The organism is Actinospineispora acaciae DSM 45401 (genome assembly GCF_000620785.1).
Classification (GTDB): Bacteria; Actinomycetota; Actinomycetes; order Mycobacteriales; family Pseudonocardiaceae; genus Pseudonocardia; species Pseudonocardia acaciae.
In genome coordinates this window covers 150,134-162,290 of record NZ_JIAI01000014.1, presented here as the reverse complement: position 1 = coordinate 162,290, position 12,157 = coordinate 150,134, and the positions used below count along the sequence as shown (strand labels likewise).

The 12,157-nt window shown below is 73.4% G+C and carries 13 protein-coding genes; 7 read left to right on the top strand and 6 right to left on the bottom strand.

The annotated features are described in order from the left end of the window. Positions 1 to 40 precede the first annotated feature (40 nt). Positions 41 to 1,639: a protein kinase family protein gene (locus N912_RS0139855; RefSeq protein ID WP_028926827.1), complete on the top strand. Its 1,599-nt coding sequence runs from the start codon at positions 41 to 43 to the stop codon at positions 1,637 to 1,639. Between the two features lie 100 nt (positions 1,640 to 1,739). Further along, positions 1,740 to 2,171, top strand: coding sequence for a DoxX family protein (locus N912_RS0139850; protein ID WP_028926826.1), 432 nt, complete (start codon positions 1,740 to 1,742; stop codon positions 2,169 to 2,171). A 1-nt stretch (position 2,172) separates the two neighbouring features. Here the strand turns inward: N912_RS0139850 and N912_RS57575 are convergent, their stop codons facing one another. Next, positions 2,173 to 3,012 (bottom strand): hypothetical protein, encoded by an 840-nt coding sequence (locus N912_RS57575; RefSeq protein ID WP_156994318.1) that lies wholly within the window; start codon positions 3,010 to 3,012, stop codon positions 2,173 to 2,175. Positions 3,013 to 3,079: 67 nt separating this feature from the next. Between N912_RS57575 and N912_RS0139840 the strand changes: the two genes are divergently transcribed. Continuing rightward, complete coding sequence (locus N912_RS0139840) at positions 3,080 to 3,322, top strand: hypothetical protein (RefSeq protein WP_028926825.1); 243 nt, start codon at positions 3,080 to 3,082, stop codon at positions 3,320 to 3,322. An 11-nt stretch (positions 3,323 to 3,333) separates the two neighbouring features. Here N912_RS0139840 and N912_RS0139835 read toward each other — a convergent pair whose 3' ends face one another. Then, positions 3,334 to 4,704, bottom strand: a complete 1,371-nt coding sequence (locus N912_RS0139835; protein WP_028926824.1) for a dipeptidase — start codon at positions 4,702 to 4,704, stop codon at positions 3,334 to 3,336. Positions 4,705 to 4,739: 35 nt separating this feature from the next. On the opposite strand from N912_RS0139835, the gene N912_RS0139830 reads away from it, so the two are divergent. From N912_RS0139830 to N912_RS57570, 3 genes are all read left to right on the top strand, one after another. Next, the gene (locus N912_RS0139830; RefSeq protein WP_028926823.1) at positions 4,740 to 6,425 is read left to right on the top strand and encodes a fatty acyl-AMP ligase; all 1,686 of its coding nucleotides are present in this window, start codon (positions 4,740 to 4,742) and stop codon (positions 6,423 to 6,425) included. Positions 6,426 to 6,527: 102 nt separating this feature from the next. Next, positions 6,528 to 7,004, top strand: a complete 477-nt coding sequence (locus tag N912_RS0139825) for a carboxymuconolactone decarboxylase family protein (protein ID WP_028926822.1) — start codon at positions 6,528 to 6,530, stop codon at positions 7,002 to 7,004. A gap of 102 nt (positions 7,005 to 7,106) precedes the next feature. Then, entirely contained in the window at positions 7,107 to 7,556 is a 450-nt protein-coding gene (locus tag N912_RS57570; RefSeq protein ID WP_051581447.1) for an ATP-binding protein, read from the top strand. Here N912_RS57570 and N912_RS0139815 read toward each other — a convergent pair whose 3' ends face one another. The 4 genes from N912_RS0139815 to lysA form a co-directional block, all read right to left on the bottom strand. Beyond that, complete coding sequence (locus N912_RS0139815) at positions 7,557 to 8,204, bottom strand: pyridoxine/pyridoxamine 5'-phosphate oxidase (protein WP_037068981.1); 648 nt, start codon at positions 8,202 to 8,204, stop codon at positions 7,557 to 7,559. A gap of 2 nt (positions 8,205 to 8,206) precedes the next feature. Continuing rightward, positions 8,207 to 8,800 (bottom strand): aminoacyl-tRNA hydrolase, encoded by a 594-nt coding sequence (gene pth, locus N912_RS0139810; protein ID WP_028926820.1) that lies wholly within the window; start codon positions 8,798 to 8,800, stop codon positions 8,207 to 8,209. Between the two features lie 10 nt (positions 8,801 to 8,810). Continuing rightward, positions 8,811 to 9,434 carry a 50S ribosomal protein L25/general stress protein Ctc gene (locus N912_RS0139805; RefSeq protein ID WP_028926819.1) on the bottom strand — a complete coding sequence of 208 codons (624 nt, stop codon included), beginning with the start codon at positions 9,432 to 9,434 and terminating at the stop codon, positions 8,811 to 8,813. A gap of 183 nt (positions 9,435 to 9,617) precedes the next feature. Further along, complete coding sequence (gene lysA, locus N912_RS0139800; RefSeq protein WP_028926818.1) at positions 9,618 to 10,964, bottom strand: diaminopimelate decarboxylase; 1,347 nt, start codon at positions 10,962 to 10,964, stop codon at positions 9,618 to 9,620. Between the two features lie 271 nt (positions 10,965 to 11,235). Between lysA and N912_RS0139795 the strand changes: the two genes are divergently transcribed. Continuing rightward, positions 11,236 to 12,120, top strand: coding sequence for a LysR family transcriptional regulator (locus tag N912_RS0139795; protein WP_028926817.1), 885 nt, complete (start codon positions 11,236 to 11,238; stop codon positions 12,118 to 12,120). Positions 12,121 to 12,157: the final 37 nt, after the last annotated feature.

Here is a 12,157-nt window from a genome sequence, read left to right as displayed (position 1 = left end):
AAATCCTGCGCACCGGCGGGCGAACTGACATGATCCTCTGGTGGGCGAACCGGGCCAGGGCGCGACCCCGCTGTCCGAGGCGCTGGCGCGCGGCCCGGTGGCGACCGGGCGGCTGGCCGGATGGGGCGCGGACCTCGCGCACGCGCTGGCCGCTGCCCACGCCACCGGCAGGACGCACGGCAACGTGCGTGCCGAGGCGGTGCGGATCACCGAGGACGGCACCGCCCGGCTGGAGGGTTTCGACCGGCCGCCGCCCCAGCGGCCCGAGCACCCGGCCCCCGAGCTGGTCTTCGGCGGGAAGCCGTCCCCGGCCACCGACGTCTACGCCCTGGGCGCAATGCTCCACCAGGCCGGCGGCGGCGCCGAACCAGCCCTGTCCGAGCTGCTGACGGCCATGGGCGACGCCGAGCCGTCCCGCCGCCCCGACGCCGCGCAGGTGTCCGATCGGCTGCGCCGCTTCGCCGGGTCCGCCGCCGAACCCGCGTCACCGTTCGAACCGACCGTGACGACCTCGCCGTTCGACCTCAGGGCGCTGTCCGGGCCGGCGTCCAGGCCCGTGCCCATCTCACCGTTCGAGCCGACCAGACCGTCCGCGTCGTCCGCGCCGTCCGCGCCGGCCTCGCCGTTCGGCCCGCCGGCGCCCGCGCCCACCAAGCGCCGCCGCCGGCTGGCCTGGATCGCGGTGGCGGCCGTCGTGGTGCTGTTGGGCGCGGCGGGCGGCGCGGTGTGGCTGATGCGGGAGCGGCCCCAGGCCACGGCCGTCGACCTGGCCGACCCGATCGGCGACGTCCGCACGGTCAGCCCGTGCTCGCTGGTGGACTCGGCGGCGATGCAGCGCTTCGGGGCGACCAGGCTCTACCCGGACATCAGCCTCCCGTCGTCCTGCTCGGTGTTGATGCGCCCGGACACCACCGACAGCGCGATGCTGACCGTCACCGTCGACGAACCCCACGCGGACGACCACGACCTGGCGCGCCGGCCTCGCCAGCGCGCCGGGGCCATGACCGTCTACCACCTCGGCGAGCCCGATCCCGGCTTCTGCGCCCGCCAGGTGCTCCTGCCCAACCGGTCCCGGGTACTGGCGGTGACCAGAGCCGACACCCCGACCAAGATGGACATGTGCGCGATCACCGACGCCGGTGTGCAGGTCGTGATCGCCGCCCTGAACAAGGGCAGCCTGCCCCGTCGCGCCGTCGCCGGGCCGCCGAACTCGGTGGTGTGGATGGACGCCTGTGGGCTGCTCGACGATGCGACGCTGCGGCGGGTCGTGCCCGGCATCGACCCCACCCGGCGCCAGCGGATGGACGGCGGCTGGATGTGCAAGTGGGGCGCCGACGGCGCGCGGGCCGACCCGGCCACCGTGAGCATCATCCTGTCCAGCAACGTGCCGACGACGGAACCGACCACCGTCATCGGCGGCCGGACCGCCGCGGTGGGCGACCTCTCCTGGGAGAACGACCGCGCGATGTGCGCGGTGAAGCTGCTGCACCGGGACTACAAGGGCAACTTCGACGAGCGGCGGGTGGAACAGCTCTGGGTGTATGTCCACCTCACCGTGGCGACGCCCGACGACGCCCAGTGCGCGATCGTCAACACGCTCGCCCAGGAGCTCGCCCCCAAGCTCCCGCCGCCCAACTGACAATTTTCGCGCCGGGTGTCTGTCCGGGTCGGCATCGTTCGACGCACTGACCGAGAGGCGCCGGGAGCAACCCGGCCCCGCACCCGGAAGGACACCGGCGATGAGCGTCAACCCCGAGACCACTCACACCACCGACACCGCCGCGCGGCCCGGCAAGGGCGCCGCCAGGACCGGCATGGTGCTCACCGTGCTGGCCGTGCTGTTCCTGCTGTTCGACTCCGTGACCAAGCTGGCCAGGCTGCCGTTCGTGGTCGAGGCCACCGTGCAGCTGGGCTTCCCGGCGTCCAGCGTCGTGGTCATCGGGGCGACGCTGCTGGCCTGCCTGGTGCTCTACGTGATCCCGCGCACGGCGGTGCTCGGCGCGGTGCTGCTGACCGGCTACCTCGGCGGCGCGGTCTGCACCAACCTGCGGGTCGAGGCACCGCTGTTCTCCCACGTGCTGTTCCCGATCTACGTGGCGGTGTTCGTCTGGCTGGGGCTGTACCTGCGCAACCCCGGGCTGCGCGAGCTGGTCCGCACCGGCGGGAGGTAGTTCACCCGAGGTGGGCGCCGGCGAGCCACCGGTCGTACCCGGAGCCGGCGCCCGTGGCCCTGGCGACCAGCCGCAGGTAGCGCTTGCTGTTGCCGGCGTACCAGATCGGCCGGTCCTCCGGCGCCCAGGCGTAGGACGGCACCCCGCCGCCGGTGAGCCGGTCCACCGGCAGCCGCAGCGAGCTCGCGGCGAAGGCGTAGAGCTCCTCCAGCCGGGGCGCGATCACGCCGTAGTCCAGCGACCTGGCCAGCGACCCCTCCACCGCGATGAGCTCGTCGAGCGGGGTGTCGAGCGGGTACTCCACCGGGAACGCGTGGCGAAGGTCCAGGAACAGCCCCACGGTGCCGCGCCGTGGGTCGGCCACCGCCCGCGCCGCCCGCGCCAGCCGGCCCGCCGCGAGCCGGGGCTCGGCCACCATCGCGTGCGCGTGGAAGACCCGCAGCAACGCCACGTTCATCATGAACCGCTCGCTGCGCACCTCCAGGTAGGCCAGCGGCTCGTGCTCCAGGTACCCGCCGGCCACGCTCGCGTTGTGCGCCCGGTACCAGCGCGCGGGCGACGGTGACCGCAGGAACCGGGCCCACAGCTCGACGCTGTACGCCGACGCCGTGCCCCCCGCCCCGGCCAGCAGCAGCCACGCCTCGATCTTGTCCCGCAGCAGCCGCTCGTTGACCGCCCGCCACCACGGGCTGCCCGGCCGCCGCGCCGACGGCGGGTTGAGCACCCCGCGAGCCACCTCCCAGCGCAGGAAGCTCAGCTCCGCCCTCCCGTACCTCCGCAGCGCCGTCTCCCGGTAGAACGCCTCGACCAACCGACACCGCCCGGCCGGGCTGTCCTTCACCTCCGCTACTCGGGATGTGGCGCGGGCCGCGGCGTCACCGAGGTTCGTCACCGCCCCAGCCAACAACATGACCCGTCGCGGTGTCGACGCCCGCGCCGGTCGGTGCTCGATACTGGTCGCCACGTTCACGCTCGGACACGACAAGCACCTCGACGACGTCCTCGCCGGCTACGGCACCGATGTCGACATCTACGTGATCCGCGCGTGGTGGTCGCCGCGAAGCCTGCTGGGGGTTCGCTGGCTGGTCGAGCACGGCTTCGACGCGTTCGCGCCGGGTTGCGAGGTCGACGTGCTGCGATCCCGGATGTGAGGGCGCGCGTACTACGAGCGACCACCCAGCTCGGTGAGCAGCAGCGCCTCGGCCAGCACGGCGCGGCGGAACATGTCCAGGTGCAGGCTCTCGTCGATGCCGTGCCAGCGGCTGGCCGGATCGCCAACGCCGGTGACCAGGACGGCCGCGCCGGGGAAGGTGCGGGCGAACTCGGCGATGAACGGGATCGACCCGCCGATGCCGACCTCGACCGTCTCGTTGCCGTAGGCGGCCGCGAACGTGCGCCGGGCCGTGTCGTACACCGCGCCGACCGGGTCCAGCGCGAACGGCGCGCCGACCATCCCGGGCGTGACCGTCACGGTGGCGCCCCACGGCGCATGGGTCTGCAGGTGCTCGTGCAGCGCGCGCTGGGCGTCCAGCGGGTCCTGGCCGGGCGCGAGCCGCAGGCTGACCACCGCCCGTGCCGACGGCAGCAGCACGTTCGCCACCTCGGAGACCTTGGGCGCGTCGATACCGAGCACGGACGCCGCGGGCTGCTGCCAGAGCCGCTCGGGCAGCGTGCCGGTGCCGATCAGCTCCACGCCGTCCAGGACGCCGGCGTCCGAGCGGAAGGTGGCCTCGTCCAGGTCCGGCGCGCTGGAGTCGTTGTGCACCAGGCCGGGGATGGCGACGCGGCCCTTGTCGTCGTGCAGGGTGGCCAGCAGCCGGCACAGCGCGGTCAGCGCGTCGCCCAGCGCGCCGCCGTACACCCCGGAGTGCGCCGGCCGTTCCAGCATGCTGACCTCGACGGTGCAGTCGACCAGGCCGCGCAGGCTGGTGGTCAGCGCCGGGACGTCGGTGGCCGGGTTGGACGAGTCGGCGATGACGATCACGTCGGCGGCCAGCTTCTCGCGGTGCTCGGCCAGCAGCGCGGGCAGCGTCGGCGAGCCGGACTCCTCCTCGCCCTCGATGAACAGCGTCACCCCGACCGGCAGTCCGCCTTCCAGCGAGCGGAACGCGCGCAGCACCGACAGGTGGGTCATCACGCCGGCCTTGTCGTCGGCGGCGCCGCGCCCGTACAACCGGCCGTCGCGTTCGGTCGGCTGGAACGGCGGGCTGGTCCACTTCTCGTCGCCGCCGGTGGGCTGCACGTCGTGGTGGGCGTACAGGAGCACGGTCGGGGCGCCGGGCGGGGCGGGCCAGCGGGCGATCACGGCGGGCGCGCCCTCCCCGGCGGACACGACCTCGACAGCATCGGCGCCTTCGGCGCGGGCCAGTTCGGCCACGGCGGCCGCGCTGCGGTGGGTGTCGTCCCGGTGGGCGGGATCGGCCCAGATGCTCGGGATCCGGACCAGCGCCTCCAGGTCGGCGCGGGCCTCGGACAGGACGTTCTGGACGGCTGTTTCGATGGCCGGGCTCGCGGCCGGATGCAGGTCGGACACGCCGTCAGAGGCTACTCGCCCGTAGGCTTCCGGTCGTGAGTCATTTCCTCGACCTGCTCGTCGCCAGCGCCGCCGAATCGACCCGGGGCATGACCACCGGCGAGCCGCGTGAACCCGTCCGCCGAACCTGGGCGCAGGTGCACGCCACCGCCCGCCGCATCGCCGCCGACCTGGGCTCCGGAGCCGGGGCCGGCGGTGGGGTGAGGCCGGGCACCTCGGTCGCCGTGCTGGCCGGCGAGCCAGCGATGATCGCGCCCGCCGCGCAGGGCGTCTGGCTGGCCGGCGGCAGCGTCACCATGCTGCACCAGCCCACCCCGCGCACCGACCTGGCGGCCTGGGCCGAGGACACCGTCCGGGTGCTGGACATGATCGGCGCTGGCCTGGTGCTGCTCGGGCCGCCGTTCGACCCGCTGGCCGACGTGCTCACCCAGCGCGGCATCGCGTTCCGCCCGATCGGCTCGCTGGGCGCTTCGTTCGAAGGGGACGACCCGCCGCTGCCGGACGTCCCGCACGACGAGGACGACACCGCGCTGCTGCAGCTGACCAGCGGCTCCACCGCCGAGCCCAAGGCGGTCCGGATCACCCACCGCAACCTGTACGCCAACCTGCGGGCGATGGTCACCGCGTCCGAGCTGAAGGTGGACCGGGACATCATGGTGTCCTGGCTGCCGCTGTTCCACGACATGGGCATGGTCGGGTTCCTGACCGTGCCGATGACCGTCGGGCTGGAGCTGGTCACGGTCACGCCGGCGGACTTTCTCGCAAGGCCGCTGCTGTGGGCGGACCTGATCAGCCGGTACGGCGGCACCGTGACCGCCGCGCCGAACTTCGCCTACGCGGTGCTCGGACGCCAGCTCGCGCGGGCCGAGGCCGGCTCGCTGGACCTGTCCAGCATGCGGTTCGCGCTCAACGGCGCCGAGCCGATCGACCCGGACGCGGTCGCGTCGTTCACCGGGGCCGGCGCGCGGTTCGGGTTGCGGCCGGAGTGCGTGGTGGCCGCGTACGGGATGGCCGAGACGGTGCTCGGGGTGTCCTTCGCGAAGATCGACACCGGCCTCGAGGTGGACGTCATCGACGCCGACGAGCTGGAGGCGCACCGGCGCGCGGTGCCCGCCGAGTCCGGGCACGAGGCAGCCGTCCGGAGGTTCCCGCTGCTCGGGCCGCCGCTGCCCGGCCTGGAGGCGCGGGTGGTGGACGACTCCGGGCGGATCCTCGGCGACCGCGAGGTGGGCGCCATCCACCTGCGCGGCGAGGCCGTCACGCCCGGCTACCTGACCGTGCACGGCCCGGAGGCCACCCAGGACGCGGACGGCTGGCTGGACACCGGCGACCAGGGCTACCTGACCGACGGCACGGTGGTGGTCTGCGGCCGGCTCAAGGACGTGATCATCATGGGCGGCCGCAACATCTTCCCGACCGACATCGAGCGCGCCGCCGCCGAGGTGGACGGGGTGCGCGCCGGCAACGCGGTGGCCGTTCGGCTGGACGCCGGCAGCGGGGTCGGCGCGTCGCGGCGGGAGTCGTTCGTGGTCGCGGTGGAGTCGCGCCGGGCCGCCGACGACGAGGCCGCCGAGCTGATCCGCAAGGAGGTCACCTCGCGCGTGGTCTCCTCCGTGGGCGTACGCCCCGCCCGCGTGGTCGTCCTCCCGCCCGGCTCGCTGCCCAAGACCCCCTCCGGCAAGCTCCGCCGCGCCGCGACCAAGGACCTCGTGAGTGGTTAGCGTTGTCAGAGCAACGCTAACCACTCACGGCTGCAACTGGTCCACGCAAGCGGGGTTCAACTGGACCCCGGGCGTGGACAGGTGCGGGCTAGCGTCGGTGGCATGACACAGAGAGTTCAACTCACACCGGGGCATTCGAAGTCGTTCAAGGCGCTGCTGGCGCTGGCCGGCGAGATCACCCGGGCGGGCGCGGACGCCGGCCTGGACCCGCTGCTGCTCGAACTGATCAAGATCCGGGCGTCGCAGGTCAACGGGTGCGCGGCCTGCCTGGACATGCACACCGCCGACGCGGTCCAGCTCGGCGAGAACCCGCACCGGATCTTCATGCTGGACGCCTGGCGGGAGACCGAGCTGTTCACCGAGCAGGAGCGGTCCGCGATCGAGCTGACCGAGGTGATCACCCGGCTGTCCCAGACCCAGGACGTGCCGGACGAGGTCTACCAGCGGGCGATGACGGCGTTCACCGAGGCGCAGTACGTTGCCGTCGGCTGGATGATCATGCTGATCAACTGCTTCAACCGGCTGGGCGCGCCGAGCCGTCCCCGGCTACCGGAGCGGCCGCACGTGTCGGTCGGCTGACCGGCCGCTCGGGTTCGGGGGTTTGGCCGGTGCGGGTGCGGGTACAGGTGGAGCATCAAGCTCCCTCTAACCGACACCGTTGCATATCGCCGGGGCCAGCATATGAGTTCCCTGCAGACCGAACCGCAGATCGAGATCCGAACCGGCCCGGTGGAGTTCGTCCACCGGGCCTGGCCCGCCGCCGCGTCGGAGCTGTCCGGAATCCGGCGCGAGGTCTACGCATGGCTGGCGACGTTCAGGCTCGACGACGACGAGAAGGACGACCTCGTGCTCGCGGTGGACGAGGCCACCGCCAACGCCGTCGAGCACGCCTACGATCCGGACGAGCACGGCACCGTGGAGCTGCTGCTGTGGACCGAGCCGCACGTGCTGTACATCGAGGTGGTCGACCACGGCCGGTGGAAGCCGCCGTCGGATGCCACCTCGTACCGCGGCCGGGGCATGCAGGTCATGCGCAGCATCACCGACTCGGTGCTGATCCACTACGACGGCCGGGGCACCCGGGTGTTGCTGCGCCGCCGGCTGCCCCGCCACCGCAAGCAACGACCCTGACTAGGGCCAGAGCAGCTCGCGCACCCAGTCGTCGCCGTCGCGGCGGTAGCGGAGGCGGGCGTGCCGGCGGTCGTGGCTGGCCTGCCAGAACTCGATGGTGTGCGGCGTGAGCTCGTAGCGGGTCCAGGCCGGCGGCACCCGCTCGGGGTCCTCACGTACCCGGCCGGCGGCGGCGTGGGCGGCGGCGGTCAGTTGGGCGCGGTCGGTCAGTTGGGCGCGGTCGGCCAGTGGCTCGGACTGGTGGCCGACCAGCACCTCGGCGCGTGAGGCCGGCGAGCGCTCCCGGAAGTCGACGGCGGACGCCTCGGCCGAACACGGCGCCACCGACCCCCGCACCCGGACCTGCCGCCCGCGCCCCGGCCAGAAGAACGTCAACGCGGCCCGGGGCTCGCCGGCGAGCTGCACGCCCTTCGGGCTGTCCGCGCCGGTGGCGAACCGGAACCCGGCCGCCACCACGTCGCGCAGCACCACCACGCGCGCGTCCGGGGCGCCGTCCGCGTCCACCGTGGAGAGCACCGGTGCGTGCGGCGCCAGCAGGTGCTCGCCGGCGTCGGTGAGCCAGCTCAGGAACAGCTCGTGCGGGTCGTCCGGCGCGTCATCGGGATCGAACGCGGGCAGCTCGTCCGGGAACGAGGGCCAGCCGCTCATGATCAGGAGCTGAGCGCGTGAAAGCGGTTCTGCGCCGCCTCCAGCCCGTCGGTGAGCAGCGCCAGCGCCGCGTCCGCCGCCAGGTCCACGGCCAGCGCCAGCTCGGTCCGCTCGGCGGCGGCGAACGGGCGCAGCACGTAGTCGGCGGGGTCCATCCGCCCCGGTGGCCGCCCGATCCCGAACCGCACGCGCAGGTAGTCCTTGGTCCCCACGGACTGGCTGATCGAGCGCAGCCCGTTGTGCCCGCCCTCGCCGCCGCCGCGCTTGAGCCGCACGGTGCCGAACGGCAGGTCCAGCTCGTCGTGCACCACGACCATGTCCGTCGGCGCGACCCGGTAGTAGCGCAGCACGCCGGCCACCGGGCCGCCGGAGAGGTTCATGTACGAGCGCGGCTTGGCCAGCACCACGCGGGCTCCGTCGTGGGCTCCGTCCAGCCGTCCCTCCGCCACGTCGGCGACCCCGCGATGGGGCCGGAACCGCTCGCCGGCCCGCTCGGCCAGCAGCTCCACCACGGCGAACCCGACATTGTGCCGGGTGGCGGCGTACTTCGGCCCCGGGTTGCCCAGCCCGATCACCAGGTGGGGCGCGCTGCTCATGCCCGGTCCGTCAGCTCTCCTCGGACGCGGCGGCGGCCGGGGCCTCCTCGCCCTCCTCGGCGGCCTCTTCGCCCTCGCCCATGGCCTCGGCGGTCGGCGAGACGACCACGTGGACCACCAGGTGCTCCGGGTCGGTGCGCAGCTCGACGCCGGCCGGCAGGGTGACCTGGTTGGCCAGGATCTGCGTACCGGCCTCGATGTTCTCGACGGAGACCTCGAACGCCTCCGGGATGCTGGACACGTCGGCCTCGACCTCGAGCCGGTCCAGCTCCTGGCGGACCAGGGTGCCGGGCAGGGCATCGCCGACGACGTGCACCGGCACCTCGACGACCACCTTCTCGCCCCGCTTGATCACCAGCAGGTCGACGTGCTCGATGTAGTTGCGGATCGGGTGCGTCACCACCGTCTTGGGCAGCGCCAGCTGCGGCCCGCCGCTCAGCGCCAGGGTGAGCACCGCGTTGCGCCCGTTCTCCCGCAGCGCGCGGGCGAAGTCGAGCGCCGGCAGCGCGAGGTGCACCGGCTCGCTGCCCCGGCCGTAGAGCACCGCCGGGATCTGTCCGGCGCGTCGCACACGTCGTGCCGCGCCCTTCCCGAACTCGGTGCGGGGTTCGGCGTTGATACGGACCTCGGCCACGGCAGTGCACTCCTCGGACTAGCAAACTTCAGGGGTCTTCGTTGGCGGGCCGCGGCAAGGACGCGCGTCGGATCAAGCCGGGCCAGATCCGCCATCCACGTCGATCACGGTGAACCAGACGTTCACCCTCGCCGAGGCAGCTTGTCCAGGATACGTCACGCCCTGGTCACCCCTGACCTCGGCTCAGCCCGTGCCGACCTCGCGGCGCAGCAGGTCGGCCTCGCTCTCCCTGCGCACCACCAGCCGGCTCTCCCCGTCGGCGACCGCGACCACCGGCGGACGGCCCACCATGTTGTAGTTCGACGCCATCGAGAGCTGGTAGGCGCCGGCCACCGGTACCGCGAGCAGGTCGCCCGCGTGCACGTCCTCGGGCAGCCCGACGTCGGTGGCCAGCACGTCGCCGGCCTCGCAGTGCCGCCCGACCACCGTGACCGGCCGGTCCGGCGCCCGCAGCGGTCTCCCCAGCAGCCGCACCGCATAGCGCGCGCCGTACAACGCCGGCCGGGGGTTGTCGCTCATGCCGCCGTCCACCGCCACGAACGTGCGCCCGCCCGGGCGCCGCTTGACCGCCGCCACCCGGTACAGCGCCACCGCCGCCGGCCCCACGATGGCCCGGCCGGGCTCGACGGTCAGCCGCGGCTCGGAAACCCCGTGCCGCGCGCAGGCCGCCCTCACCGCGCCCGGGATCCGCCCGGCGAAGCTGCCCAACCGCAGCTCCCGGTCGTCCTCGGTGTACCGGATGCCGTGCCCGCCGCCGATGTTGAGCTGCTCGAACGTCACCCCATGCTGGCGGGACAACCGGGCCAGCAGGCCCACCATCCGGTCCACCGCCCGCTCGTACCCGCACACCGAGCCGACCTGCGAGCCCAGGTGGCAGTGCAGCCCGACCAGCCGCAGCTCCGGGCGCTCCAACACCCGCGCGACCGCGTTCGCCGCCGTGCCGTCCGCCAGCCCGAACCCGAACTTCTGGTCCGCCGTACCCGTGGTGACCGCCCGATGCGTCCCGGGATCCACCTCCGGCGCGACCCTGATCAGCACGTCCTGCCGGTCCCTGACCAGCGTGGCGAGCTGGCCGATCTCGTCGACCGAGTCCAGCACGATCCGCCCCACCCCGGCGCCGAGCGCGGCCTTGACGTCCTCGGCGGTCTTCACGTTGCCGTGCAGCAGCATCCGCTCGGCGGGAAAGCCCGCGGCCTCGGCCACCGCGATCTCCCCGGCCGAGCACACGTCCAGCGACAGCCCCTCCTCGGCCACCAGCCGGGCCATCGCCGTACACAGGAACGCCTTGCCCGCGTACGCGACCTCCACGCCGGGCAGCAGCCGCCGGTACTCCCGGCAGCGCCGCCGCACTTCGTGGACGTCCAGCACGTAGCTCGGGGTGCCGTGCTGGGCCGCGAGCTCGGATAACGGCACTCCGCCGACGGTGACCTCACCGTCGCAGCCGGCGCGCGCTCCGGCCGGCCACAGGCCGGGTTCGAGCTTCGCTTTCAACGAGGTACGCAGGGACGGGACGAGATCGCCCAGAGTCACAGATCCTCCGTAGGCCGGGTCGCCCACCGGCCGGTTGGCCGGCGTCCACACCGGTATGCCCCGCCGCGCGTACCGGCGGGGGAAGGTCAGCGGATTCCGCGCGGAACGGGCCGGTTCCTTGGCGGGTTCCTGACGCTGCCGGTGACGGGGATCACGGCGCGTCATGGCGCCGAAATCCGCGACTCATACGCCCTTTACATCCCCCATTCGTGCAGCCTCTAAACGTCGTGAGATCGCGGTCGCGGGTTGCGGGCGTTCCTAGGCTCGCCCGATGGAGCGGCGGCAGCTGGAGTACTTCCTCGCGCTGGTGGAGCACGGGGGGTTCACCAACGCGGCGCGGGCGTTGCGGGTGGCGCAGCCGTCGTTGTCGCACGCGATCGCGGCGTTGGAGGCGGAGGTGGGCGGGCTGCTGTTCCACCGGCTGCCGCACGGGGCCGTGCTCACGCCGGCGGGGGAGGCGCTGGTGGGGCCGGCGCGGCAGGTGGTCAGGGATCTGGCCACGGCGGCGGCGTCGGTGCGCGAAGTGCTCGGGTTGTCGGGCGGGCGGTTGGACATCGTGGCGCAGACGACGCTCGCGGTGGATCCGTTGGCGCGGATGCTCGGACGGTTTCTGGGGGAGCATCCGAGGGTGGCGGTGCGGGTGACCGATCCGGAGCGCGGGGTGGAGGTCGATCACCTGGTGCGGACGGGACAGTGTGAGCTCGGGCTGGTCAACGCCGCGCTGGCCACGGACGGGCTGGAGGGCGTGGACCTCACCGAGCAGGAGCTGCTGTTGGTGCTGCCTCCGGGGGTCACCGCGTCCGGCGGCGGACCGATAGGGCTGGGTGAGCTGGCGGGGATGCGGCTGGTGGCCACCGCGGCGGGCACCGGGATCCGGGACATCCTCGCCGATGCGGCCTCCGGGCTGGGGTTCGAGCTGACGGTGGCGGTGGAGACGGCGCATCGGGCGATGATCGTCCCGTTGGTGCTGGCGGGGGCCGGTGCCACGTTGTTGCCGCCGTCGATGGCGGAGGAGGCGGCGAGCAAGGGCGCGGTGGTGCGGGCGACGGATCCTGTGTTGCGGTACCGGGGGCGGCTGGTGTGGCGGTCCGGGCCGCTCTCGCCGGCGGCGGATCGTTTCGTCGCGATGTCCCGGGAGCACTACGCGCGGCCATAGGCCGGGCGAATGGCGTGCATCGAAAACCGGTCTCGGC